At 70.7% G+C, this 24659-nt stretch carries 18 protein-coding genes, 4 tRNA genes, 1 other RNA gene and 2 pseudogenes; 10 read left to right on the plus strand and 15 right to left on the minus strand.

The annotated features are described in order from the left end of the window. Positions 1-185: 185 nt before the first annotated feature. Positions 186-1031 carry a DUF8083 family protein gene (locus AC0699_RS25960; protein WP_478664541.1) on the minus strand — a complete coding sequence of 282 codons (846 nt, stop codon included), beginning with the start codon at positions 1029-1031 and terminating at the stop codon, positions 186-188. Positions 1032-1187: 156 nt separating this feature from the next. On the opposite strand from AC0699_RS25960, the gene AC0699_RS25965 reads away from it, so the two are divergent. Together AC0699_RS25965 and AC0699_RS25970 are read left to right on the plus strand one after the other, a co-directional pair. Then, positions 1188-2270 carry a Leu/Phe/Val dehydrogenase gene (locus tag AC0699_RS25965; RefSeq protein ID WP_478664544.1) on the plus strand — a complete coding sequence of 361 codons (1083 nt, stop codon included), beginning with the start codon at positions 1188-1190 and terminating at the stop codon, positions 2268-2270. A gap of 280 nt (positions 2271-2550) precedes the next feature. After that, a complete protein-coding gene (locus AC0699_RS25970) occupies positions 2551-2814 on the plus strand; it encodes a DUF3073 domain-containing protein (RefSeq protein WP_469768012.1) in 264 nt (87 codons plus the stop codon). A gap of 140 nt (positions 2815-2954) precedes the next feature. Here the strand turns inward: AC0699_RS25970 and purM are convergent, their stop codons facing one another. The 4 genes from purM to AC0699_RS25990 all read right to left on the minus strand — a co-directional run bounded on the left by purM (position 2955) and on the right by AC0699_RS25990 (position 7635). Then, positions 2955-4025: a phosphoribosylformylglycinamidine cyclo-ligase gene (gene purM / locus AC0699_RS25975; protein ID WP_478664547.1), complete on the minus strand. Its 1071-nt coding sequence runs from the start codon at positions 4023-4025 to the stop codon at positions 2955-2957. Between the two features lie 36 nt (positions 4026-4061). Continuing rightward, entirely contained in the window at positions 4062-5579 is a 1518-nt protein-coding gene (gene purF, locus AC0699_RS25980) for an amidophosphoribosyltransferase (RefSeq protein WP_478664549.1), read from the minus strand. 357 nt (positions 5580-5936) lie between these two features. Further along, the gene (locus AC0699_RS25985) at positions 5937-6764 is read right to left on the minus strand and encodes an META domain-containing protein (protein WP_478664555.1); all 828 of its coding nucleotides are present in this window, start codon (positions 6762-6764) and stop codon (positions 5937-5939) included. Between the two features lie 76 nt (positions 6765-6840). Next, positions 6841-7635 (minus strand): maleylpyruvate isomerase family mycothiol-dependent enzyme, encoded by a 795-nt coding sequence (locus AC0699_RS25990; protein WP_478664557.1) that lies wholly within the window; start codon positions 7633-7635, stop codon positions 6841-6843. Between the two features lie 104 nt (positions 7636-7739). On the opposite strand from AC0699_RS25990, the gene AC0699_RS25995 reads away from it, so the two are divergent. Beyond that, on the plus strand, positions 7740-8144 hold the full coding sequence (locus tag AC0699_RS25995) for a nuclear transport factor 2 family protein (RefSeq protein WP_478664559.1): 405 nt from the start codon (positions 7740-7742) through the stop codon (positions 8142-8144). A gap of 131 nt (positions 8145-8275) precedes the next feature. Here AC0699_RS25995 and purL read toward each other — a convergent pair whose 3' ends face one another. The 3 genes from purL to purS are packed head-to-tail and all read right to left on the minus strand — an operon-like array spanning position 8276 to position 11447. After that, positions 8276-10525, minus strand: a complete 2250-nt coding sequence (purL, locus tag AC0699_RS26000; RefSeq protein WP_478664562.1) for a phosphoribosylformylglycinamidine synthase subunit PurL — start codon at positions 10523-10525, stop codon at positions 8276-8278. Then, positions 10522-11205, minus strand: a complete 684-nt coding sequence (purQ, locus tag AC0699_RS26005; RefSeq protein WP_478664565.1) for a phosphoribosylformylglycinamidine synthase subunit PurQ — start codon at positions 11203-11205, stop codon at positions 10522-10524. The genes purL and purQ overlap by 4 nt, the downstream gene beginning before the upstream one ends. After that, positions 11202-11447, minus strand: coding sequence for a phosphoribosylformylglycinamidine synthase subunit PurS (purS, locus tag AC0699_RS26010; RefSeq protein ID WP_266379892.1), 246 nt, complete (start codon positions 11445-11447; stop codon positions 11202-11204). The genes purQ and purS overlap by 4 nt, the downstream gene beginning before the upstream one ends. A gap of 299 nt (positions 11448-11746) precedes the next feature. On the opposite strand from purS, the gene AC0699_RS26015 reads away from it, so the two are divergent. The 6 genes and pseudogenes from AC0699_RS26015 to AC0699_RS26040 all read left to right on the plus strand — a co-directional run bounded on the left by AC0699_RS26015 (position 11747) and on the right by AC0699_RS26040 (position 14048). Then, on the plus strand, positions 11747-12076 hold the full coding sequence (locus AC0699_RS26015; protein ID WP_478664569.1) for a histone-like nucleoid-structuring protein Lsr2: 330 nt from the start codon (positions 11747-11749) through the stop codon (positions 12074-12076). A gap of 150 nt (positions 12077-12226) precedes the next feature. Continuing rightward, a tRNA-Gly gene (locus tag AC0699_RS26020) sits at positions 12227-12298 on the plus strand. A gap of 79 nt (positions 12299-12377) precedes the next feature. Next, positions 12378-12450 (plus strand) — tRNA-Gly (locus AC0699_RS26025). Positions 12451-12584: 134 nt separating this feature from the next. Continuing rightward, a pseudogene (locus AC0699_RS26030) lies at positions 12585-13238 on the plus strand (ABC transporter ATP-binding protein); the annotation flags it as partial. A gap of 97 nt (positions 13239-13335) precedes the next feature. Then, positions 13336-13953 (plus strand): response regulator, encoded by a 618-nt coding sequence (locus tag AC0699_RS26035; protein ID WP_478664571.1) that lies wholly within the window; start codon positions 13336-13338, stop codon positions 13951-13953. A 22-nt stretch (positions 13954-13975) separates the two neighbouring features. After that, positions 13976-14048, plus strand: a tRNA-Gly gene (locus AC0699_RS26040). 45 nt (positions 14049-14093) lie between these two features. Here the strand turns inward: AC0699_RS26040 and AC0699_RS26045 are convergent. The 6 genes from AC0699_RS26045 to ffs form a co-directional block, all read right to left on the minus strand. Further along, positions 14094-14993, minus strand: a complete 900-nt coding sequence (locus tag AC0699_RS26045; protein WP_478664573.1) for a phosphoribosylaminoimidazolesuccinocarboxamide synthase — start codon at positions 14991-14993, stop codon at positions 14094-14096. Between the two features lie 75 nt (positions 14994-15068). Beyond that, complete coding sequence (locus AC0699_RS26050; RefSeq protein ID WP_478664575.1) at positions 15069-16586, minus strand: N,N-dimethylformamidase beta subunit family domain-containing protein; 1518 nt, start codon at positions 16584-16586, stop codon at positions 15069-15071. 270 nt (positions 16587-16856) lie between these two features. After that, the gene (locus AC0699_RS26055) at positions 16857-18629 is read right to left on the minus strand and encodes a M48 family metalloprotease (RefSeq protein ID WP_478664579.1); all 1773 of its coding nucleotides are present in this window, start codon (positions 18627-18629) and stop codon (positions 16857-16859) included. A 552-nt stretch (positions 18630-19181) separates the two neighbouring features. Further along, positions 19182-20432, minus strand: coding sequence for a phosphoribosylamine--glycine ligase (purD, locus tag AC0699_RS26060; RefSeq protein WP_478664580.1), 1251 nt, complete (start codon positions 20430-20432; stop codon positions 19182-19184). 61 nt (positions 20433-20493) lie between these two features. After that, entirely contained in the window at positions 20494-22851 is a 2358-nt protein-coding gene (locus AC0699_RS26065; protein WP_478664582.1) for a DNA polymerase III subunit gamma and tau, read from the minus strand. 130 nt (positions 22852-22981) lie between these two features. Further along, positions 22982-23076: signal recognition particle sRNA small type (gene ffs, locus AC0699_RS26070), an RNA gene on the minus strand. 73 nt (positions 23077-23149) lie between these two features. On the opposite strand from ffs, the gene AC0699_RS26075 reads away from it, so the two are divergent. Continuing rightward, positions 23150-23237, plus strand: a tRNA-Ser gene (locus tag AC0699_RS26075). Between the two features lie 62 nt (positions 23238-23299). Here AC0699_RS26075 and AC0699_RS26080 read toward each other — a convergent pair. Then, positions 23300-23923: pseudogene (locus tag AC0699_RS26080) on the minus strand (hypothetical protein); the annotation flags it as partial. Positions 23924-24659: the final 736 nt, after the last annotated feature.

Genomic DNA, 24659 nt, shown 5'->3' on the forward strand with positions numbered 1-24659 from the left:
ATGCCGAGATTTCCGCCCTTAGGTAGGCGGAAGGAACCCTCCCCGGACTCCTTGTCCTATTTTGGCACGAGGGCGGGCGATGGGCGCAAGACGCTGCTTAGTGCTGTCCGTCACGCTTGAGCCAAAGGCCCGGAACGGAACCTACGTCCCGGACGCGCCCTGTTCGGCCCCCAGCCACGGCGGCGTCAGTTCGCGAACTGCCGGTCCCGGACCGCGCGCCAACGCTCCATCAGCCGCCCGTACGCCTCGCCGACGCCCTCGCCGTCGCCGACCCGCAGGGCCGCGATCCCCTCGGCCACATCCGCCGCCGAGTGGTCCTCGGCGAGCTGCGCCGGAGACAGGGTGTGGACGAGACCGCCGTAGTCGAGCTCGACCAGTGAGCGCGGGTGGAATTCCTCCAGCCACCGCCCCACATCTACCAGGCCCTCCACCAGCGGACCCTCGTCGACCGACTCCTTCAGCGTCTTCAGTGCGCGCGCCAGCCTGCGCCTGGCCTGCACCATCGGCGTCCGGTAGCGCAGCACGGGCGGCTCGCCGGGCACCTCCCCCGGGTCGTACTCGCGCTCGTCGTCCGCGAAGAGGGTGAACCAGCGCACCGGCACCTGCCACACCGCCGTCCTGATCCACGGCCGCGCGTCCGGGTTCCGGTCGCGCCAGGCCTCGTAGTCCGCGGCCGCCTGCCCGCGCACCACCGGCGGCAGCACCGCGTCCAGCACCGGTGACGGGAGCAGCTCCGCCAGCTCCTCCAGGGCCAGCCAGCCCCGCAGCCGCGTGCGCCAGGGGCAGACGCAGACCACCCCGTCGACCTCCGTGACGAAGGCGTCGGCGCTCTCGTGGACCGGCACGGGCACGGGCGGAGTGGGCAGCAAGTCCACCAGCGAACGTCGGAGTTCGTCCTGGGCGGTGGGGGTGCGGTCGCGCCGGGCGTAGCGGGTCCAGTGGCCGCGCTCCGGCTCGGGGAAAGCCGCCAGTGGCTCGTACACGCGCAGGTAGGACGCGTACGGGACGAGCACAGAAGTGACGGCCGGCATGCCCTGAATCCTTCCATGCGCGTACTCCGGGAGGGGGTGATCCTGAGCACTGCGGCCGATCTACCCCTGCGTAGGACTTACTCTCTTGCCCATCAGGTCCCTCCCCACCCGCAGGAGGGCCCCCCAATCGCCGCTTCGTACTTGGGAGTCACCACCGTGACCGATGTGACTGACGGCGTCCTGCACACCCTGTTCCACTCGGACCAGGGCGGACATGAGCAAGTCGTGCTGTGCCAGGACCGTGCCACAGGCCTGAAGGCCGTCATCGCCATCCACTCGACCGCCCTGGGCCCGGCCCTCGGCGGCACCCGCTTCTACCCGTACGCCTCCGAGGAAGCCGCCGTCGCCGACGCGCTGAACCTCTCCCGGGGGATGTCGTACAAGAACGCCATGGCCGGTCTCGACCACGGCGGCGGCAAGGCCGTGATCATCGGAGACCCGGAGCGGATCAAGACGGAGGACCTGCTGCTGGCGTACGGCCGCTTCGTGGCCTCGCTCGGCGGTCGGTACGTCACGGCCTGCGACGTCGGCACGTATGTCGCCGACATGGACGTGGTGGCCCGCGAGTGCCGGTGGACCACCGGACGCTCTCCCGAGAACGGCGGCGCCGGCGACTCGTCGGTGCTCACCGCGTACGGCGTCTTCCAGGGCATGCGGGCCTCCGCCCAGCACGCGTGGGGCGACCCCACGCTGCGCGGCCGCAAGGTCGGTGTCGCGGGCGTCGGCAAGGTCGGGCACTACCTGGTCGAGCATCTGCTCCAGGACGGCGCCGAGGTCGTCATCACGGACGTGCGCGAGGAGTCGGTGCGCCGGATCACCGATAAGTTCCCGCAGGTCACCGTGGTCGCGGATACGGATGCACTGATCCGTACGGAGGGCCTGGACATCTACGCGCCGTGCGCGCTCGGCGGTGCACTGAACGACGAGAGCGTGCCCGTACTGACCGCCAAGGTGGTGTGCGGCGCGGCCAACAACCAGCTCGCGCACCCGGGCGTCGAGAAGGACCTCGCCGACCGCCACATCCTCTACGCGCCCGACTACGTCGTGAACGCGGGCGGGGTGATCCAGGTCGCCGACGAGCTGCACGGCTTCGACTTCGACCGGTGCAAGGCGAAGGCGTCGAAGATCTTCGACACCACGCTGGCAATATTCGCACGTGCGAACGCGGACGGCATTCCGCCGGCCGCGGCGGCGGACCGTATCGCCGAGCAGCGCATGGCGGAGGCGCGTCTCCGATAGCACCTCTCGGGTGGTCCTCGCCGACCGGGGAGACAAGACTCACGCCGGTCGGCGAGCCGCCCGCCAAGAAGAGGTTAAAATCGCGGTTGACCAGCGAGGACGGGGCGCCTTGCCGGTCCTGCGAGGTGGCACGTGATGCGGGCGGCGTACCGTATGGCCGCGGAAGCAGGTACCGTTGAAGCCCTACGGACACGGTCTCTCCAAGGAGAGCCCGCTCCGAACCATGAACGCGTGTCAAGACTCTGGGGCCGTCGAGCCCCGTCACCGAGGGGGTCGAGCCATGGGGCGCGGCCGGGCCAAGGCCAAGCAGACGAAGGTCGCCCGCCAGCTGAAGTACAACAGCGGCGGGACTGACCTGTCGCGTCTGGCCAACGAGCTGGGCGCATCGACTTCGAGTCCGATTTCGAGTCAGCCGCCGAACGGCGAGCCGTTCGAGGACGACGACGAGGAAGACGACCCGTACGCCCGCTACGCGGAGATGTACAACGACGACGAGGAAGAGGACGACGAGTCCGATCCGTCGTCGCAGCGTCGCGGCGCTTGACGCCTGCATCTGCTCACTTCAGACCCGGTCCGGGGCTCAGGCCTCGGACCGGGTTCTGTGCTGTTCAGCTCGCGGCAGCATCGCGACCGCTCTGAGGGCCTGTCGTTCGGATCTTGCCGGGCTGATCCAAACGACAGGCCCTAGTTCGCGTACGTGTTCACCAGGGCCGCGCCCGTGGTGTGCTCGCCGCGCTCGGTGATCTCGCCCGCGACCCAGGCGTCGACGCCACGGTCCGCGAGAGTCGTCAGCGCCACGTCGACCGACTCGGACGGCACGACGGCGATCATGCCGACGCCCATGTTGAGGGTCTTCTCCAGCTCCAGCTGCTCGACCTGGCCGGCCTTCCCGACGAGATCGAAGACCGCGCCCGGGGCCCACGTGGACCGGTCGACCACCGCGTGCAGGCTGTCGGGGACGACGCGGGCCAGGTTCGCCGCGAGCCCGCCGCCGGTGACGTGGCTGAAAGCGTGCACCTCGGTGGTCCGGGTCAGCGCCAGGCAGTCCAGCGAGTAGATCTTGGTGGGCTCCAGCAGCTCCTCGCCGAGGGTGCGGCCGAACTCCGGGACGTCCCGGTCCAGCGCCCAGCCGGCCCGGTCGAAGACCACGTGGCGAACGAGCGAGTACCCGTTCGAGTGAAGGCCGGAGGACGCCATGGCGATGACCACGTCCCCCGTACGGATGCGATCCGCGCCCAGCAGCCGGTCGGCCTCCACGACGCCCGTACCGGCGCCCGCGACGTCGAAGTCGTCCGGACCCAGCAGACCGGGGTGCTCGGCGGTCTCGCCGCCGACGAGGGCCGTACCGGCGAGCACACAGCCCTCGGCGATGCCCTTGACGATCGCGGCGACGCGCTCCGGGTGGACCTTGCCGACGCAGATGTAGTCGGTCATGAAGAGCGGCTCGGCGCCGCAGACGACGATGTCGTCCATGACCATCGCGACGAGGTCGTGGCCGATCGTGTCGTAGACGCCCATCTGGCGGGCGAGATCGACCTTCGTGCCGACGCCGTCCGTGGCGGAGGCGAGCAGCGGGCGCTCGTAGCGCTTGAGGGCGGAGGCGTCGAAGAGGCCGGCGAAGCCGCCGAGGCCGCCAAGGCCCGCGACTTCAGCGCGCTGCGTCTTCTTCACCCACTCCTTCATCAGCTCGACGGCGCGGTCGCCCGCCTCGATGTCGACGCCCGCGGCCGCGTAGGAAGCACCTGTCTCAGACATTGCCTGGGATCTTTCGGTTGGAATGACGGGGCTTGATCACGGACGACGGAGGGCGTCGGCGGCGTCGGCGCCGCCCGCCAGCTCGGTCTCCAGAAGCTGCTTGCCCAGCAGCTCGGGGTCGGGCAGCTCCATCGGGTACTCGCCGTCGAAGCAGGCGCGGCACAGGTTCGGCTTGGCGATGGTGGTCGCCTCGATCATGCCGTCGATGGAGATGTACGAGAGCGAGTCGGCGCCCAGCGAGGTGCCGATCTCATCGATGGTCATGCCGTTGGCGATGAGCTCGGCGCGGGTCGCGAAGTCGATGCCGAAGAAGCACGGCCACTTGACCGGCGGGGACGAGATCCGGATGTGGACCTCGGCGGCGCCGGCCTCGCGGAGCATCCGGACCAGCGCGCGCTGGGTGTTGCCGCGGACGATCGAATCGTCCACGACCACCAGGCGCTTTCCCTTGATGACTTCCTTGAGCGGGTTCAGCTTGAGGCGGATGCCGAGCTGCCGGATGGTCTGCGAGGGCTGGATGAAGGTCCGGCCCACATAGGCGTTCTTGACCAGTCCCGCGCCGTACGGAATCCCGGAGGCCTCCGCGTAGCCGATGGCCGCCGGGGTGCCGGACTCCGGTGTCGCTATGACGAGGTCGGCCTCGGCGGGCGCTTCCTTCGCGAGCCTGCGGCCCATCTCCACCCGGGAGAGGTAGACGTTGCGGCCGGCGATGTCGGTGTCGGGGCGGGCGAGGTAGACGTACTCGAAGACACAGCCCTTGGGCTTCGCGTCTGCGAAGCGGGAGGTCCGGAGTCCGTTCTCGTCGATCGCGATGAGCTCGCCCGGCTCGATCTCGCGCACGAAGCTCGCGCCGCAGATGTCGAGGGCGGCGGTCTCGGAGGCGACCACCCAGCCACGCTCCAGCCGGCCGAGGACCAGGGGGCGGATGCCCTGCGGGTCGCGGGCGGCGTACAGCGTGTGCTCGTCCATGAAGACGAGCGAGAAGGCGCCCTTGACCTCGGGCAGGACCTTGGCGGCCGCTTCCTCGATGGTCAGCGGCTTGCCGTCGTCGTCCACTTGCCCGGCGAGCAGGGCGGTGACGAGGTCGGTGTCGTTGGTGGCGGCGACCTGAGTGGCGCGGCCGTCCTTGCGGGGCAGGTCGGCGACCATTCCGGCGAGCTGGGCCGTGTTGACCAGGTTGCCGTTGTGGCCGAGCGCGATCGAACCGTGGGCGGTGGCCCGGAAGGTCGGCTGCGCGTTCTCCCACACGGAGGCTCCGGTGGTCGAGTAGCGGGCGTGACCGACCGCGATATGACCCTGGAGGGAACCGAGGGAGGTCTCGTCGAAGACCTGGGACACGAGGCCCATGTCCTTGAAGACGAGGATCTGGGAGCCGTTGCTGACCGCGATACCCGCGGATTCCTGGCCCCGGTGTTGGAGGGCATAGAGCCCGAAGTACGTGAGCTTTGCGACCTCTTCGCCCGGAGCCCAGACACCGAAGACGCCGCAAGCGTCCTGGGGGCCCTTTTCGCCGGGGAGCAGGTCGTGGTTGAGTCGTCCGTCACCACGTGGCACGGCTCCGAGTGTAGGCGAGATCGACCACTGGTCCGAATTGGGGACGGAGCCGGAGCCGGGGCTGACGGGGTCGGATGTTCGCACAAAAGCCGCGGAATAGAGCCTTTGGCGGGTCGTACGGGTGAGTAGCGGCGCGTGGACGCGTGCCGCACATCACTCTCCGCGCCGCCGATACGGCCGTCCCACCCCCAGGACGCTCGTTGACAGGTTCACGCGCCATCGCGCGCAACGCCGCACGTAACTGACGCGTACCTGACCCTGGACCCGGGCTCGGGCTCGGCTCGTACCTGACCCGTGGCCGGGCACGTGCTCGGCGCGTCCGTGGCACGTACCAGGCACGTACCCGCACGTACCCGATCAGGCCGCCGTCGCCGCCAGCCCCTTGCCGCTCTCCGCGGTGAGGGACAGGCCGCGGTGCCTCAGCTCGTACGTCACCTTGCCGCGCAGGACCTCGGACACCGCCTGCTCCACCGTCATCTCGGGACCCGGGCACATCCTGCGGGTGCTGGCCAGGCGGCCGAAGGTGATCGTCTGCCCGGACACCTTCGCGTCGGCGCGGAAGGTGTTGCAGCCGAGGCTGCCGTGTACGGAACCGTCCTTGCCGAAGACCAGATACGCCTTGTCCTCCGTGCCGGGCGGCAGCGAGGACGCGGTCTCGCCCGTGAGCAGGGACGTGACGTTCCACTTGGTGCCGACGAGCGGCGCCTCGGCCTGCGCGGTCATGGCGATGGAGTCACCCTTCGCGGTGGTCAGCGTGAGGTTCTTGTCCGACAGCTTCGCCTTGAGCTTGCCGGAGAAGGCCGCGTTCAGGGCGGACTCGAAGCCCTCGGTCGCCTTCGGGCAGCCCATCTCGGTCATCTCGCCCGGCACGACCGTGATCGTGTCGCCCTCGATGGTGACGTCGGCGCCGAAGTGGTTGCAGCCGTAGTTGCCCGTGGCCCGCCCCTTCTGCCCGCCCTTGGTGTCGAACTCGACATGGGCACCGGCCGGGGCCGCCGTCCGCTTCCCGCCGACGGTCACGCTGTCGACGGTCCAGTGCACGCCGGTCACGCGCGAGGCGGGCTGTACGGAGCCCCCCGCGTTGTCACCGGCGCCCTTGCCGGAGACCGTCTCCGTGCCGCAGGCGGTGAGCGTGAGGACGGCGGCCAGGGCGGCCGCGGCGGGAACGATCAGCTGAGTACGCATGTCGGTGTGACGGGGCGGATGGGACTCCGGTTCCCGCCGAGCCGCCAGGCAGCCGGGCCGCCGGGCCGCCGGGCCGTCAGCCCATCAACGGCAACAGCGCCGAGATGTCGGACCGCTCACCACTGGCACTGATCTTGACCCCGTCCAGTGCCTCGCTCCACTCCGTACGCCCCGTCGCGAGACGGATCCAGGTCAGCGGGTCGGTCTCGACGACATTGGGCGGCGTGCCGCGTGTGTGCCTCGGCCCTTCGACGCACTGGACCACGGCGTACGGCGGAATCCGCACCTCCACCGATCCGCCCGGCGCCTTCACGGCGAGGGTGTCCGCGAGCAGGCGCACACAGGCGGCGAGTGCCTGCCGCTCGTACGGGACGTCGAGGCCGGTCGCGGCGTTCAAGTCGTCGGTGTGGACGATGAGTTCGACGGCGCGCGTGACCAGGTGGTCGCCGAGCCGCATCGCGCCCGCACGGGTCTGGATCAGCCGGTCGTCGGATGCCCGGGACAGCGCGTCGGTGACGGCCGCGGCCGTCCGCTCGTACAGCGCGTCGAGGTCCTCGGCCCCGTCGGCGATCGCGCGGGTCTCGTCGTCGATCGAGCCGGCTCGCTCGGCCGTCGTGAACGGCCAGTCCATCAGCGCGACTTCCAGCGTGGCCGGCTCCGGCTGCTCCAGGCCCCGGACGACGGCGTGCACGGCCAAGGTGAAGTGTGCGGCCAGCTCGCGGACGGTCCACGGACCCAGCCGGGTCGGCAGGGCGAGCTGCTCGGGAGTCAACGTCCCCACCGCCTCCCGTACATGCCCGAACTGCGCGAGCACGGCGGCCCGGATCTTGGCGGAGTCATAGCTGCGGGTGCGCTTCTTGGCCGGGGACATGAGCCGAGGTTAATCGCTTCCACGTGGCAGGGGTCCGGGACCCGGCGGAAGATGAGAAGCAGCGCGAACAGCGGAAACACAGGCACGAGAGGTGTGAATCAGTCATGACAGAACACCCCGACAGCGCCCTGGTCCGCCGGGGTTACGAGGCGTTCAACAAGGGCGACATGGACACCCTGGGCTCCCTGATGACGTCGGACTGCATCCATCACATGCCCGGGAGCAGCCAGATCTCCGGGCACCACAAGGGCCGGGACAACGTCCTGGCCCTGTACGGCCGGCTCAAGGAGCTCTCCGGCGGCAGCCTGCGCGTCGAGCTCGACGGTGTCTTCCCGGACGGGCGCGGGCATGCCATGTCCGTCCACAAGATCTTCGCTGAGCGTGGGGACCGCGGGATCGAGCTCCGGGGCGGCCTGTGGTTCACCATCGTCGGAGGCAAGATGTCCGACATCGACGAGTGCGTTCAGGACATCGACGAGCTGGACGCCTTCTGGGGCATGCCGGAGTAGGCGAGCGGGACGACCAAGCCCCCGCCCGGGCGGCGGTCCGTCCGGGCGGGGGCGGCTGTCCTGCGTCGTGTCTTCAAAGTCCCGTCTGCACGTGCGGGCGGACGGGACTTCGAACACGCTCCCGGGGCGGCTCAGACGAGCAGAGCCGGAATGGTCTCCTCGTGCGCGGTACGCAGCTCGCTCAGCTCGATGCCGAACTCGCCCTGCACCTCCACCGCGTCCCCGTCGACCACACCGATCCGCGTGGCGGGCAGACCCCGCGCACCGCACATGTCGGTGAAACGGAGCTCCTCGCTGCGCGGGACGGCGACGACCGCACGGCCCGCCGACTCGCTGAACAGGAAGGTGAACGCGTCAAGACCGTCCGGGACGACCAGCCGCGCGCCCTTGCCGCCGCGCAGGCACGACTCGGTGACCGCCTGGATCAGACCGCCGTCCGACAGGTCGTGCGCCGCGTCGATCATGCCGTCGCGGGAGGCCGAGATCAGGATCTCGGCGAGCAGCTTCTCCCGGTCCAGGTCGACCTTCGGCGGCAGACCGCCGAGGTGGTCGTGAATCACCTGGGACCACGCGGAGCCGCCGAACTCCTCGCGCGTCTCGCCCAGCAGATAGAGGAGCTGGCCCTCTTCCTTGAAGGCGATCGGCGTACGGCGCGTGACGTCGTCGATCACACCGAGCACCGCCACGACCGGGGTCGGGTGGATCGCCGTCTCACCCGTCTGGTTGTAGAGCGAGACATTGCCGCCGGTCACCGGCGTGCCGAGCTCCAGGCAGCCGTCCGCGAGACCACGGGTGGCCTCGGCGAACTGCCACATGACGGCCGGGTCCTCGGGCGAGCCGAAGTTCAGGCAGTCCGAGATCGCGAGCGGCTTCGCGCCCGACGCGGCGACATTGCGGTACGCCTCCGCCAGCGCGAGCTGCGCACCCGCGTACGGGTCGAGCTTCGCGTACCGGCCGTTGCCGTCCGTCGCGACCGCGACACCGAGGTTGGTGTCGGGGTCGATCCGGACGAGCCCTGCGTCCTCGGGCTGGGCGAGGACGGTGTTGCCCTGCACGAAACGGTCGTACTGGTCCGTGATCCACGCCTTCGAGGCCTGGTTCGGCGAGGCGACCAGCTTCAGGACCTGCTCACGCAGTTCCTCGGAGGTCGCCGGGCGGGGCAGCGCACCCGCGTCGTCGGCCTGCAGCGCGTCCTGCCACTCGGGGCGCGCGTACGGACGCTGGTACACCGGGCCCTCGTGCGCGACGGTCCGCGGCGGTACGTCCACGATCTGCTCGCCGTGCCAGAAGATCTCCAGGCGCTCGCCGTCCGTCACCTCACCGATGACGGTGGCGATGACGTCCCACTTCTCGCAGATCTCCATGAAGCGGTCGACGTACTGCGGCTCGACGATCGCGCACATGCGCTCCTGCGACTCGCTCATGAGGATCTCCTCGGGCGAGAGGGTCGCGTCGCGCAGCGGCACGGTGTCGAGCTCGACCCGCATACCGCCGGAGCCGGCGCTCGCCAGCTCGCTCGTGGCGCAGGAGAGTCCGGCGCCGCCGAGGTCCTGGATGCCGGCGACCAGCTTCTCCTTGAAGATCTCCAGGGTGCACTCGATGAGGAGCTTCTCCTGGAAGGGGTCGCCGACCTGGACGGCGGGGCGCTTGGCCGGGCCGGTCGACTCGAAGGTCTCCGAGGCGAGCACCGAGACACCGCCGATGCCGTCACCGCCGGTGCGGGCGCCGTAGAGGATCACCTTGTTGCCGGCGCCGGACGCCTTCGCGAGGTGGATGTCCTCGTGCTTCATGACGCCCACGCACAGCGCGTTGACCAGCGGGTTGCCCTGGTAGCAGGAGTCGAAGACGACCTCGCCGCCGATGTTCGGCAGGCCCAGGCAGTTGCCGTAGCCGCCGATGCCCGCGACGACACCCGGCAGGACACGCTTGGTGTCGGGGTGGTCGGCGGCGCCGAAGCGCAGCGGGTCCATGACGGCGACCGGACGGGCGCCCATCGCCAGGATGTCGCGGACGATGCCGCCGACACCGGTGGCCGCGCCCTGGTAGGGCTCGATGTAGCTGGGGTGGTTGTGCGACTCGACCTTGAAGGTGACCGCGTACCCCTGGCCGACGTCCACGACGCCCGCGTTCTCGCCGATGCCGACGAGCAGAGCGTCGTTCTCGGGGGCCTTCTCGCCGAACTGCTTCAGATGGACCTTGCTGCTCTTGTACGAGCAGTGCTCGGACCACATGACGGAGTACATCGCGAGCTCGGCGCCGGTGGGCCGGCGGCCGAGGATCTCGCGGATGCGCTGGTACTCGTCCTCCTTGAGGCCGAGCTCCTTCCAGGGCTGCTCGGTCTCGGGCGTCTCGGTTGCGTGCTTGACGGTGTCCAGAGTCATGCGGCGGCCACCAGCTTCTTGATGATCGAGGTGAAGAACCCGAGGCCGTCGGTGCCGCCGGTCCCGATGAGCGGCTCCACGGCGTGCTCGGGGTGCGGCATCAGGCCGACGACATTGCCGGCGGCGTTGGTGATGCCCGCGATGTCGCGCAGTGAGCCGTTCGGGTTCATGCCGACGTAGCGGAACGCGACCCGGCCCTCGGCCTCCAGCTCGTCGAGGACGCGCTCGTCGGCGACGTAACGTCCGTCGATGTTCTTGAGCGGGACGGAGATCTCCTGGCCCGCTTCGTAGTCGGCCGTCCAGGCGGTGTCCGCGTTCTCCACGCGGAGCGTCTGGTCGCGGCAGATGAAGTGCAGATGGTTGTTCCTGAGCATCGCACCGGGCAGCAGGTGCGTCTCGGTGAGCACCTGGAAGCCGTTGCAGATGCCGAGGACCGGCATTCCGGCCTTCGCCTGGTCGATGATCGTCTCCATCACCGGCGAGAAGCGGGAGATCGCTCCGGCCCGCAGATAGTCGCCGTAGGAGAAGCCACCCGGCAGGACCACCGCGTCGACCTGCTTGAGGTCCTTGTCCCGGTGCCACAGCGAGACCGGCTCGGCGCCCGCGATACGGACGGCACGCAGTGTGTCCCGGTCGTCGAGCGTCCCGGGGAAAGTGACGACTCCGATACGAGAGGTCACGACTCCACCTTTACGACGAAGTCCTCGATGACGGTGTTGGCGAGGAACGTTTCGGCCATCTCGTGGATGCGGGCGAGGGCGGCATCGTCGACCGGCCCCTCCACCTCGAGTTCGAAGCGCTTTCCCTGACGTACGTCCGCGATCCCCTCGAAGCCCAGGCGGGGCAGTGCGCGCTGCACCGCCTGCCCCTGCGGGTCGAGGATCTCCGGCTTGAGCATGACGTCGACTACGACGCGTGCCACTGGCACTCCCGGTGGTGTGGTGCTGAAGGCGGTTCCCTCAGCGTACCCGCCCGAAAATTCTACGCGCATAGATATCCGGAGAACCGCATGTGAAAATCCAGAGAAAAACTCCTCCGCCCCATTGCGGAGGACACGCGGATGCAATTGGCTGGGCTTCACAATGCGACGCCTACCGCTGTACAAAGGAATACAGCGGAAAGCAGCATTGCCCCGCAGCAGCCGGAATACCGGTATCGCCGCATGTCAGCACTGACCTGTACTGACTTGGCACGGCGAACCGCAGGAAAGGACCGATATCCGTGGCGCAGCGCGTAGTGGTCACACTCTTCGACGACATCGACGGCGGCGAAGCAGCGGAAACGGTTTCGTTCAGCCTGGACGGGAAGTCGTACGAGATCGACCTCAATCCCGCCAATGCAAAGAAACTGCGCAACGCCCTCGCCCCGTACGTGGCGGCGGGCCGCAAGCAGTCGAAGCACACGGGCAAGCCACGCAAGGAGTACCGGCACACCGCCGTCGCCCCCGACCCGGCGGCCGTACGCGCCTGGGCGCAGTCCAACAAGATGGACGTGCCGGCGCGTGGCCGGATCCCGAAGCGGGTCTACGAGGCGTTCCAGCAGGCGAGCTGAGCTCCGGCCGCCGGACGCGGCCGGAGGCCCCGCCGGACGGGCCGGCGAACGCCACCCCAGGTGAACCGAGTTGCACTGCACCCCCGCAGGTGGGCTAGAGTCTGGAGCACGCCGAGGGGCAAGGCCGGAAGGCCGGACCTCACGGAGCGTGCGGGTGTAGTTCAGTAGCAGAACAGCCCTCTTCCAGAGGGAAGGCGCAGTGTGCAATTCCTGTCACCCGCTCCGCACCGCTTACCGACCACGGATGTGGATCAGGTACAGTGGTGAACGCACCGCCCGGTGAAAGCCGGTCGGGAGCAATGCGGACGTGGCTCAGTTGGTAGAGCATCACCTTGCCAAGGTGAGGGTCGCGAGTTCGAATCTCGTCGTCCGCTCAAGAAGGATTGGGGCCCCGGTCATCACGACCGGGGCCCTGGTCGTATGCCCGGACACACCCCCTGACATTTGTCATGCGGAGTGGTGACAGCGCGCACTGCTGCCGGGGCCGGACCGGCTGGACGCTGAAGTCATGACTGAACCGATCGAGGCCACGAGGCTGCGGCGGGTGTACGCGGGCGGCTTCGAGGCCGTCCACGGAATCGACTTCTCGGTGGCGCACGGAGAGACCTTCGCGCTGCTCGGGACGAACGGCGCGGGCAAGACCTCGACGGTGGAACTCCTCGAGGGCCTGGCCGAGCCGAGCGGCGGCACCGTGCGGGTGCTCGGGCACGATCCGTACCGGGAGCGGGGAAAGGTCCGGCCGCGGATCGGGGTGATGCTCCAGGAGGGCGGCTTCCCGAAGGAACTGACAGCGCGGGAGACGGCCCGGATGTGGGCCGGGTGCACCAGTGGGGCCGGCCCCGTCGACGACGCGCTGGAGATGGTCGGGCTCGGTGTGCGCCGCGACGTACGGGTGAAGCAGCTCTCGGGGGGTGAACGGCGGCGGCTCGACCTGGCGTTGGCACTGGTCGGGTCCCCCGAGGTGCTCTTCCTGGACGAGCCGACCACCGGCCTGGACGCCGAAGGGCGGCACGCCACCTGGGAGTTGGTGCGCCGGCTCCGGGACAACGGCACGACCGTACTGCTCACGACGCACTACCTGGAGGAGGCCGAGGAGCTGGCCGACCGGCTCGCCATCCTCCACGAGGGGCGGATCGCCACCGAGGGGCGGGTGGCCGAGGTCTGACCGGGCTGCGCGAGCGGCTCGCGGCGCTCGGCGGCACCCTGGAGGCCGGCCCGGCCGGCAACGGAATGTTTCGACTGACCGCGGAGGTGCCGCGATGAACCCCGCTCCCGTGCGGGTGCTGCTCGCCGACGACGAGCACCTCATCCGGGGGGCGCTCGCCGCCCTGCTCGCGCTCGAGGACGACCTGGTCGTCGTCGCCGAGGCCGCCTCCGGACCCGAGGCCCTCGCCATGGCCCGGGCGCACCAGCCCGATGTCGCGGTGCTCGATCTGCAGATGCCGGGCGCCGACGGTGTGAGTGTCGCCACAGCCCTGCGGGCCGAGCTGCCGGAGTGCCGGACCATGATCGTCACGAGCCACGGCCGCCCCGGGCATCTGAAGCGGGCCCTGACGGCCGGGGTCCGCGGCTTTGTGCCCAAGACCGTGAGCGCCCGGCGGCTCGCCGAGATCATCCGTACCGTTCACATGGGAAACCGCTATGTGGACCCGGAGTTGGCGGCCGATGCGATCTCGGCCGGGGACTCGCCCCTGACGGCCCGCGAGGCGGAGGTCCTGGAGCTGGCCGGGGACGGAGCGCCCATCGCGGAGATCGCCGAACGCGCCGCGCTGTCCCCGGGGACCGTCCGTAACTATCTGTCGTCGGCGGCCTCGAAGCTGGGCGCCGAGAACCGGCACACCGCAGTTCGTCTCGCACGTGAGCGAGGTTGGGTATAGTGGTTCCCGCGCTACGGCGCATGCGGACGTGGCTCAGTTGGTAGAGCATCACCTTGCCAAGGTGAGGGTCGCGAGTTCGAATCTCGTCGTCCGCTCCGAGTAGGAAGCCCCCGGCCGGTCGGCCGGGGGCTTCTTCGTGTCTACGACCAGCTCGTGCCGGTCAGCAGCTCGTACGCCTCCACGTACTTGGCGCGGGTCGCGTCCACGACCTCCTGCGGCAGGGCCGGCGGCGGCTGCTCGCTCTTCCGGTCCCAGCCGGAGGCCGGCGAGGTCAGCCAGTCGCGTACGTACTGCTTGTCGTACGAGGGCTGGGCGCGGCCCGGCTGCCACTGGTCGGCGGGCCAGAAGCGCGAGGAGTCCGGGGTCAGCACCTCGTCCGCGATGATCAGCCGGTCGCCTTCGAAGCCGAACTCGAACTTGGTGTCCGCGAGGATGATCCCGCGCTCGCGGGCGATGTCCCGCGCCCGGCCGTAGACCGCGAGGGTCGTCCGGCGCAGCAGGGCCGCGGTCTCGGCGCCGACCTGGTGCGCGACCACCTCGTACGACACGTTCTCGTCGTGGTCGCCGACGGCGGCCTTCGTCGCGGGGGTGAAGATCGGGGCGGGGAGCTCGGATCCGTCGACGAGCCCCTCGGGGAGCGCGAGGCCGCAGACCGTACGGGTGTCGTTGTACTCGACGAGACCCGAGCCGGTGAGATAGCCGCGGGCGACGCACTCGACCTGCACCATGTCCAGGGCCTTGCAGACCAGGGTGCGGCCGGCCCAGTCGGCCGGGGCGCCGGCCGGGAGCTCGGTGGAGATCACATGGTTGGGGACGAGGTCCGCGAGGAGGTCGAACCACCAGAGGGACAACCGGGTGAGCACCCGCCCCTTGTCGGGAATCTCGGTGGGCAGCACCCAGTCGTACGCGGACATGCGGTCGCTCGCGACCATGACGAGGTCACCGGCCTCGTTCTCGTACAGGTCGCGCACCTTGCCCGTGTGGAGGTGGGTCAGACCCGGAACCTGAAGCGGCTCGGGCTTTTCTACGAATCCGGACACGGTTCCTCCGCGTAGGTTGATCCAGGAGCGCTTCGATTCTCCCGTACGGGACGCGGACCGGCGCGGACGGGGTCGTCAGTCGCGCTTGCAGATCCGGTCGAGGAGATTGGCGGTCGCGCGCTGGACGCGGGCGTCCACATGGCCGGGGCGGTCGAGGGCCGGGGACCAGGCGAAGGTGCCGGAGGCGAAGACCAGGGCGCCGGAGGGGGCCCGGTAGAGGGACGTCTCCTGGTGGCGGGTCGTGCCCTCACCGTCCTGGTAGGGCGAGTGGGCGAGCAGGATGCGGCCCTGGTGCTCGGGGAGCGGGGTCCGCGGGAAGTAGCGGTCGGCCTCGCCCGCGACCAGGCCCGGGATCTCGTCGCCGTCATCCGCGCCCGTCGCATCCCAGAGCCAGTGCTCGGCGTTGCGCACCACCATGGGGTGGGGCTCGGGGACCCGGCCCGCGTACTGGATGCCGAGCAGTTGCTGCTCGGCGCGGTCGACGTCCCGCCAGAGGGCGGAGCGGCCGGGGCCGCGCCGCTTGCGGCAGGTGAGCAGCCGGTCGGCGATACCGGACGCGGAGGGGCCGAGCTCGACCTGCCAGTACATGGTGTTGGCGGAGAGGAAGACCAGGGACGTGCCGTGCTCGCGGGCGAGCTCGACGGTCCGCCGCATCGGCACCGACCAGTACTCGTCGTGGCCGGGGAAGACCAGGCCCCGGTAGCGGGTGGGGTCGACCAGGCCGGCGTGCAGATCGCGGGCGTCGGCGTACGCGAGGTCGTAGCCGTAGCGCTCGGCCCAGCGGATGAAGTCGTACGCGTGCCCCACATGGAGGGGGAGGCCCGCGCCCGCGTACGGACGGTCGAAGGAGACCGTGGTCGCGGCGTCCCCCTCGCCGAGGAGCCGGCCGTGGTCGTCCCAGGCGTGGTAGAGGCTGGCGCCGGTCCGCCCGTCTTCCGGGTAGAGGTTGTACGCCTGCCAGGTGATGTCGGGGAGGAGCAGGAGCAGATCGGCCGGATGGCTGTCGCGGACGGTGAAGGGGATGTGCGAGCGGTAGCCGTCGGCCGTGGTGAGCACGGCGACGTACGCCCCGACCGACCAGTAGGACGGGATCTGCAGCCGCCAGGACAGCCACCAGTGGTGGCAGGAGACCGTGCGGTCGGCGGTGAGCGGGGCGGGCTGGACGATGCCGGAGAGCCGCGGGCTGGTGGTGATCTTGGCGGCGCCGTCGCCGCCGTAGTGCCCGATGCGGTAGACGTCGACGGAGAACTGCTGGGGCGGGTCCACCGTCACATGGAAGTCGATGGCCTCGCCCGGGGCGACGGCGCCGGTGGACGCGAAGCCCTTGATCTGGCGGTTCACGTCGTCGGCGGTACGGGGGCCGCGGGCTCGTTCGCCGCGTGTGCCGCTGCCGCGTGTGCCCTTTTCGCCGTCGGGTGCCGGGTCCGGATCCGCGTACCAGGGGACCACGTGGCCGGTGTCGTCGAAGTACTGCTCGCTGCCGCGCAGCCAGGGCAGGGGGCCCTGGCCGAAGGGGTCGGTGACGGCGTGGGCGAGGGCACCCGATTCCCACCGTCGGATCTGTTCCGCCCGCCGGATCTCTTCCGCCCCCATGCTGCGCCCCTCCCTCGCTTCCCGAGACCAGTTCTGGTGAGCCCAGTGCTGTGAGACAAGTGCTCTTGAGACCAGTCGTCGCGACGACTGTCAGCGCCGGTCCAAGCACATCACATAACGCACGCACTCCGTCACCGTTCGTCGCGAATTGACGTGAAAGGGAGCGTTCCATTCCGCGTGTCGTGTGCGTCCATGCGCCGTGTGACGTGTGGAGCGGCGGGGAGGCTCGCCCGCACAGGGACCGGCTGGGCGCGCCGCAGGGACCGGTGGTCAGACCAGACGTACGGGCTTCTCGGGGCGGATCCCGGCCGTCGCGAGCCATGCGCGCAGCGGCTCCGGGTCGCCGTCCTCGACCAGGCTCAGCACGCGGGCGCCCAGGTCCGTACGGCGCTCGCCGCCGATCAGCAGGGCCGGGCCGTCGAGCCAGTCCATGCCCGGGCAGGCGCCTGCGGTGTCGACGGCCGCGCAGCAGACCATCGCGGTGACATGATCGGCGAGCAGCTCACGGGCCGTACGGGGCGGCTGGAGCGGCACGAGCGGCAGCGGGTCCGTGCCCCAGATGGCCACGGCGCCTCCCGCGGGGTCGGCGACGGGCGGCGCGGCCGACCACTCGCGGGCGGCCTCTTCGCGGGCAACGTCCGCGCTGATCCCCGCGGCGAGGGCATCGCCAGGGGCTTCGCCCACGGAATCGGCGGACGCGCCGGTGGGCACGTCATCGGACGCGTCGCCCCGGGTGCCGGTGCCTGTGCCTGAGCCTGTGCCTGAGCCTGAACGTGTGCCCGTTCCGGTGCGCGTGCCTGTGCCTGAGCCGGTACCGGAGAGGTGCTCCATCACCCGGGCGAGGGTCGGGCCTGCCGCCGCACCGGCGGCGGGACGCACCCCCATGGCGTCGAGGACCCGGTGCAGCCGGGCTGCCTCCGTACGCCATTTCCGGTCCACGACCTCTTCCGGGTAGTGCTGCCAGTCCACCGGGGACCAGTCGGGTCCGGCTTCGGCCGGGCCGCCGTGGAAGAGGCGCGCGGCCAGCAGCGACGCGGCTTCGTCGACCGCGCCCGGCTCCTCCAGCAGATCGCAGGCGGGGCGCTCACCGAGCCGGGACGTGAAGCCCTCCGCCAGCCGGTCGCGGCGGGACAGCTCGGTCAGCGCCGAGACGACTCCCGCGTCGAGACGGCTCGGCCATCGCCCCATCCGCCAGGCGGGCAGCGCGACACGGGTCAGCAACCGGTCCCAGCCCGCGTAGGCGAGGCCGACCTGCTCCTGGGCGACGATCCGCAGACCGTAATCCACAGCCTGTGCACGCTCGGACGCGGCGGCGGCGACCCCCCGTTCCATCTCGGCGGCATGGCCGCGACAGCCGCGCAGCAGCATCCGGGCCACCCGGCCGACGAGGCCGAGGGCGAACCGGCGTATCAGGCCGGGACCAGGATGGGCGGCGAGCCCCACCGCGGCGTCGAGGCCGCGGACGAACCGGCGGGCCGCAGCTATGTCGGGATGCGCGGACGGCCCCGTACCGGCGACGACCGGGGCGAGCACGGCCCGCAGCTCGGCGACCCGCATCCACCACAGGAACGGGGAGCCGATGACCAGGACCGGCGCGTCGTCACGGACCGCACGGCGCGTGGCGTGTGCCGGATGCGTACGGTCCTCGAGCCAGCTGTCGCAGTCCGGCGTGAGGGCTATCGCGGAGGGCGCCGGCACATCCAGGCGGTCGGCCAGGTCCTCCACCAGCTGGTACAGATCCGGGGCGGACTTCTCGGCCAGCTGCACCGTCGGGCTGACGGCCGGCCTGGCCCGGGCGATCACGGCGGCGACGGCCGCGGCGGCCAGCAGCACGACCACCGCAGTGGACGTCACCACCCAGCGGGCGGTGTCCCAACTCCCGCCGCCGATCCGGCCCGTGGCTCCGCCGACGAGCAGCACGACGGCTGCGGCGGCGGGCAGCAGCGCGACAGCCAGCGCCCTGCTGCGAACACGCAGCACGGCGAGGGCCCGGGAGCGCGCAGCCAGCGCGCCCGCCTCCTCACCGACAACGGTTCCGGACACGGCCGGACTCACCCCCTCTGCCCTGCGGCGACGTTGCTCACTCCCCCACCATGGCACCCGCCGCCGACATCGCAATGCCGGTGGGCCAAGTGCCGGAATGCTTGCGCCGCACCCTAGTTGGGGCGTGAGCGGCCGTCATCCGGATGGGGCAGCGGTCACTCGATGGAATGCCTTTGGTCAAAGGTGCTGACATGCGCGCGGGGGGCCTTGCAGGCCCCCCGGGCCACGGGTCGTACGGGGCGGGGGCGCGCGCCCGCCGGGCGCATGGCGGGCGAACGGTCGACCGGGGCCGAGCAGACGTCGGCCGGACGACGGGCGACGGGCGACGCCGCAGGGCAGATGGGGGATATCGGGGCGAACGGGGGTAGCGGGGCAGACGGGGGATCGGGCGGCCGTTCGGGGCAGATGCCCCCGGGCGAGCGTTCGGAGCCGGTGCCCCCGGGCGGCCGTTCGGGCCCTGTGCCCCGGGCCGGGGGAGCTCGTGCCTCAGGCCGGAGGGGATGCGGACCCCCGCGCGGCACCCGGGAGCCGGGTGCCGCGCGGGTGGGCGGGTCAGTGCTGCGCGGCCTTCGCGGCGATGTCCGTGCGGTGGTGGGAGCCGTCCAGGCGAATGCGGCTCACCGCGGCGTACGCACGCTCGCGGGCCTGTGCGAGGTCGTCGCCGGTCGCGGTCACCGAGAGGACACGGCCACCGGCGCTGACGATCGCGTCGCCGTCCTTCCTGGTCCCGGCGTGCAGGACGTACGCGTACGGAGCGTCCTGCTCCGCGACCGCGTCCAGTCCTCCGATCGGGTCACCGGTGCGCGGCGTGTCCGGGTAGTTGTGCGAGGCGACGACGACGGTGACGGCCGCTTCGTCGCGCCAGTTCAGCGGGGGCTCGTCGTCGAGGGTGCCACGGGCCGCGTTGAGGAGGACGCTCGCGAGCGGGGTCTTGAGGCGGGCCAGGACCACCTGGGTCTCGGGGTCACCGAAACGGGCGTTGAACTCGATGACCCGCACGCCACGGCTGGTGATCGCGAGACCGGCGTACAGGAGGCCGGAGAACGGCGTACCGCGGCGGTGCAGCTCGTCCACGGTGGGCTGGAGCACGGTCGCCATGACCTCGTCGACGAGCTTGGGGTCGGCCCACGGAAGCGGCGAGTACGCACCCATGCCACCGGTGTTGGGCCCCTCGTCTCCGTCCAGCGCCCGCTTGAAGTCCTGGGCGGGCTGCAGCGGAAGCACCGTCTCGCCGTCGGTGATCGCGAAGAGGGAGACCTCGGGGCCGTCCAGGTACTCCTCGATGACGACGCGGTCGCAGGAGATCGCGTGCCGGCGGGCCTGCTCCAGGTCGCTGGTCACGACGACGCCCTTGCCTGCGGCAAGACCGTCGTCCTTCACGACGTACGGAGCACCGAACGCGTCCAGCGCCTCGTCGATCTCCTCCGGCGTCGTGCAGACGTAGGAGCGGGCGGTCGGGACGTTCGCCGCGGCCATCACGTCCTTGGCGAAGGCCTTGGAGCCCTCCAGCTGGGCCGCCTCCCGGGACGGGCCGAAGCAGGGGATGCCCGCGGCCCGTACGGCGTCGGCGACACCGGCGACGAGCGGGGCCTCGGGGCCGACGACCACCAGGCCCGCTTCGAGCTCGCCGGCGAGCGCGGCCACGGCGGCGCCGTCGAGCGCGTCGACCGGGTGCAGCTCGGCGACCTCCGCGATACCGGCGTTGCCGGGCGCGCAGTACAGAGCGGTGACGTCGGGATCGAGGGAGAGAGCGCGGCACAGGGCATGTTCGCGGGCGCCGCCGCCGATGACGAGGACCTTCACGGCAGCCAGGGTAGCCCGCGCGGCGACCGTGACCTTGTGCGGGCCGCCGAAGCGCCCGTACCTACTCGTTTGTGTATTCCTCCACAACGGTGGCGCCGAGCTCCCGAACGATCAGGTCGTGGCCGGAGAGCGCGGAGTCCACGAGGTCCGGATCGTCCTCCTCCGGGATGTCGTCCTCGGGTGCGACGGGCTGCGGAGCGGCCTGGGACGCCGGGGACTGCGGGGCCGCCGTACGCGGAGGCTCGGGGGCGGCCGGTCCCGGCTGCGGGGCCTGCGCGGTAGCCGGGGCGGCCGAAGCCTGCTGAGCCGGGCGGGGCGTCCCCTGCCCGGCGGGCGCCGCGGAGGGCGCCTGGGCGGCCTGTCCGGGCCTGCCGCCGAATCCGCCGCCACCGCCGGCGCCGAATCCACCGCCACCGCCGAATCCGCTGCCACCGCCGGAGGCGGCCGGGGGCTGCCCCGCGCCGCCCGACGGATCGATGATCGCCTCGATCTTCCACTGGACGTTGAACTGCTCGGCGAGCGCCTGCTTGAGCACGTCCTCGCTGCCGCTGCTCGCGAAGTTGTCGCGGGCTCCGGCATTGATGAAACCGACCTGGAGCGTCGTGCCGTCGAAGCCCGCCACCTGGGCGTTCTGACTGAGCAGGATCCAGGTGAAGCGACGGCGGTTCTTGACCGCCTCCAGGATGTCCGGCCACATGTTCCGCACCTGGGCGGCGCCCTGGGACGCGGCCGGGGCGACGGCCTGCGGGGCCGCCGGGACCGCTGGCGCCACGGGCTGCTGCGCGACCGGCGCGGCAGGGGCACCGGCAGGGGCAGCGGACTCCTGGGCAGCCGCCGGCGCCGGGCGGCCCTGGCCCGGCGCGGCAGCGGAGGGCCAGGCGCCGGGCCGCTGGGCGGCGGGCGCACCGGAACCGGGGCTCGCGGCACCGGGCCAGGCACCGGGCCGCTGGGCGACGGGCTGCTCCTGGGCGGGTGCCGGGGTCGCGGCCGGGGCCTGCGCCTCCGGGGCGGCGCTCGGGGTGGGCGCAGCCGGAACATCGGGCTGCGCGGGCGCCGTACGGACGGGCTGTGTCTGGGTCTGGGTCTGCGGCTGCGGCTGCGGCTGGGTCTGCGGCTGCACCGGCTCCGGGGCGGCTCCCCCGCCCCGTACCGCCGCACGCGCGGCCGCCGGGCCGCCGCCCGGCACCATCGGCGGATGCGCCTCCGGCCCCGGCACGTACCCCATCGCGGGCCCGGTCCCCTGCGCCATGAACGCGGCTCCCGCGCCCCGCTCCAGACGATCGAGGCGGGCCTGCAGAGAACGCTCGTCGTCAAAGGCCGTCGGCAGCAGCACCCGGGCGCAGATCAGTTCCAGCTGCAGCCGAGGCGAGGTCGCGCCCCGCATCTCGGTCAGTCCGGCATTGACCAGATCGGCCGCGCGGCTCAGCTCGGCGCCCCCGAACACCTGGGCCTGCGCCTGCATCCGCTCGACCACGTCGACGGGGGCGTCGATGAGCCCCTTCTCCGCCGCGTCCGGCACCGCCGCGAGAATCACCAGATCCCGCAGCCGCTCCAGCAGATCGGCGACGAAGCGCCGCGGATCGTTGCCACCCTCGATCACCCGGTCCACGACCTCGAACGCCGCGGCTCCGTCGCCCGCCGCGAACGCCTCCACGACCGAGTCCAGCAGCGAGCCGTCCGTATAACCGAGGAGGGACGTCGCCATGGCGTATGTCACACCGTCGTCGGCCGCGCCCGCGAGGAGCTGGTCCATCACGGACATCGAGTCACGCACCGACCCGGCCCCGGCGCGCACGACCAGCGGCAGCACCCCGTCCTCGACGGGAATGCCCTCCCGGCCGCACACCTCCGCCAGGTACTCCCTGAGCGTCCCGGGCGGCACCAGCCGGAAGGGGTAGTGGTGCGTACGCGAACGGATCGTCCCGATGACCTTCTCGGGCTCGGTCGTCGCGAAGATGAACTTGAGATGCTCCGGCGGCTCCTCGACCACCTTCAGCAGGGCATTGAAGCCCGCCGAGGTGACCATGTGCGCCTCGTCGATGATGTAGATCTTGTACCGGCTCGACGCGGGCCCGAAGAACGCCTTCTCCCGCAGCTCACGGGCATCGTCCACACCACCGTGCGACGCGGCGTCGATCTCGATGACGTCGATCGAACCCGGCCCGTTGCGCGCGAGGTCGCGGCAGGACTGGCACTCCCCGCAGGGGGTCGGCGTGGGCCCCTGCTCACAGTTCAGACACCGGGCGAGGATGCGCGCGCTGGTCGTCTTCCCACATCCACGCGGCCCGCTGAACAGGTACGCGTGATTGACCCGGTTGTTCCGCAGCGCCTGCTGCAGCGGGTCGGTGACATGCTCCTGCCCGATGACCTCGGCGAAGGACTCGGGACGGTAGCGGCGGTACAGCGCAAGGGACGACACGCATACGAGGTTATCGGGGCCCACCGACAACCGGCCCCGCCCGCCGAGAGCACCGCCCCCTGAAGCCCTGCGGCCCCGCGGCTCCGCGGCCCCCGAGCCTCCCCCACGGCAGCCGACGAAGCCCGGAACGCAAAGCGCCCCCCACGCACCCGCCAGAGCCGACCTACCCTTGCTGCCTTCCGGCCCTGGGGGAGTTCAGTCAGATAGCGCCACGTGAGGGGCTCCGCACAGAGTACCTGATGGTGGGGGTGGGGAACGAGTTCGCGAGCACTCCCCGCCGTCATGTAATGTTTCCGGCGGAGGATTCGCCTAGAGGCCTAGGGCGCACGCTTGGAAAGCGTGTTGGGGGCAACCCCTCACGAGTTCGAATCTCGTATCCTCCGCCAGTGCCTCACCGGGCACGTTGTCGAAGGGCCCCACCGTTCGCGGTGGGGCCCTTCGACGTTCCTCAGCTCTCGTTGTCCTGTGTCTTTGTCCACAAGGGCTGTGTCCGGGTCTCCCCAGATCGCTGTTCGGATCTTCTGGGCCACTTCCTTGAGTAGCTGGTCCGGCACGTGGAGGTACCGCGCTCGCATCCGCGCGGCGCCGCCCGGCTCCCATCCCATGATCTGGTCGATGACTCGGTCCGGGACTCCCAGCAACATGAGCACCGTCCCGGCTCGCGCCGCACCTGCACCCGATCCTGGCAGTAACCGGCCTTCCGGCCGCAGGGTGCTGACTCGCTGCACCCGTGCTCGTACTTCGGCCGCAACCGGTTCCGGCGCAGCTTCAGGTACTCGTTGTCCAGGTCGACATCAGACCATCGCAGTCCCAGCGTCTCGCCTTGCCGTAGTCCGAGCGCCAGCGCCAGCATCCAACGGGCGCTATTGCGGCGCTTGTTGACTTTGAGCAGGAGGCGCTGAACCTCTTCCACGGAGTAGGGCTCGACCTCCGTCTCTTCTTCCTCCATTCGCGGCGGCTTCGCCAACGCCGCCGCGTTCTTCGCCGCATGACCGCGCCGCACCGCTTCACCGAGCGCCGTGCGGGCCGTCCCGTGGGCCTGGTGAGCGGTGCCGGTTTTGCTCCCGCCGCTCGGCGTCTAGCCGCGCGTGCCCGGGCCGGAAGAGCGAGGACTTCGTGGTCTGGGATGGCGGCGTCGTCGTAGTCCTGAACGGTGCGGGCATGCCCGACGATCTGCGACCTCCGTGCATCCACGGGGTGTCATGGTTCGCCAGGACGTTGGGCACACGGCGCTGTTCACTGAGGCGAGCGGAAGCAGCAAGCCTCTCCAAGAGGCCCTCGCAGCAGCGATCGTGCAGACGGCGGAGTCGCACCGCAACACGTGCGCCGTTGATGACCCGTTGTCCCCGTCAGCAACGGTCGCGACGCTACGCGTGCATGGCGATTCCGTGGAATGGCTGGTCCTGGGCGACTGCACACTCAGCCCTGGCCGACTGGTCGACGTGCCTCGACATCCTCGAAGGGCAAGGGCCTGAGGCGCTGATCGACCGGGTTCGTGGAGCGCAGCTGGCTGACGCTTCCTTGGTTCGATGGCCTCGCAGCAAGCCTCATGACGATGCGACCGCGGCCTACGTGCGTCCGTAGCGGCGGGCATTGCCAAGGACCGGACTTGCGCGCTGGCCGGTCTCTAATGATGTTGACCTTTTCCGCTTGCCCCATTATCAGGAATACCACCTTCTGGCAAGTCCCGAGTTCTCCTGCCGCGCGATGTCGGGGCATGACGCGATCCGACACTGGGGCTTGACTGGTACCTGGGTTCACGCAGAGCAGGTGGACGCCCGCATCGTCCGGAAATGAGCCTGGCGGTG

Source organism: Streptomyces sp. NPDC043870, assembly GCF_056435785.1.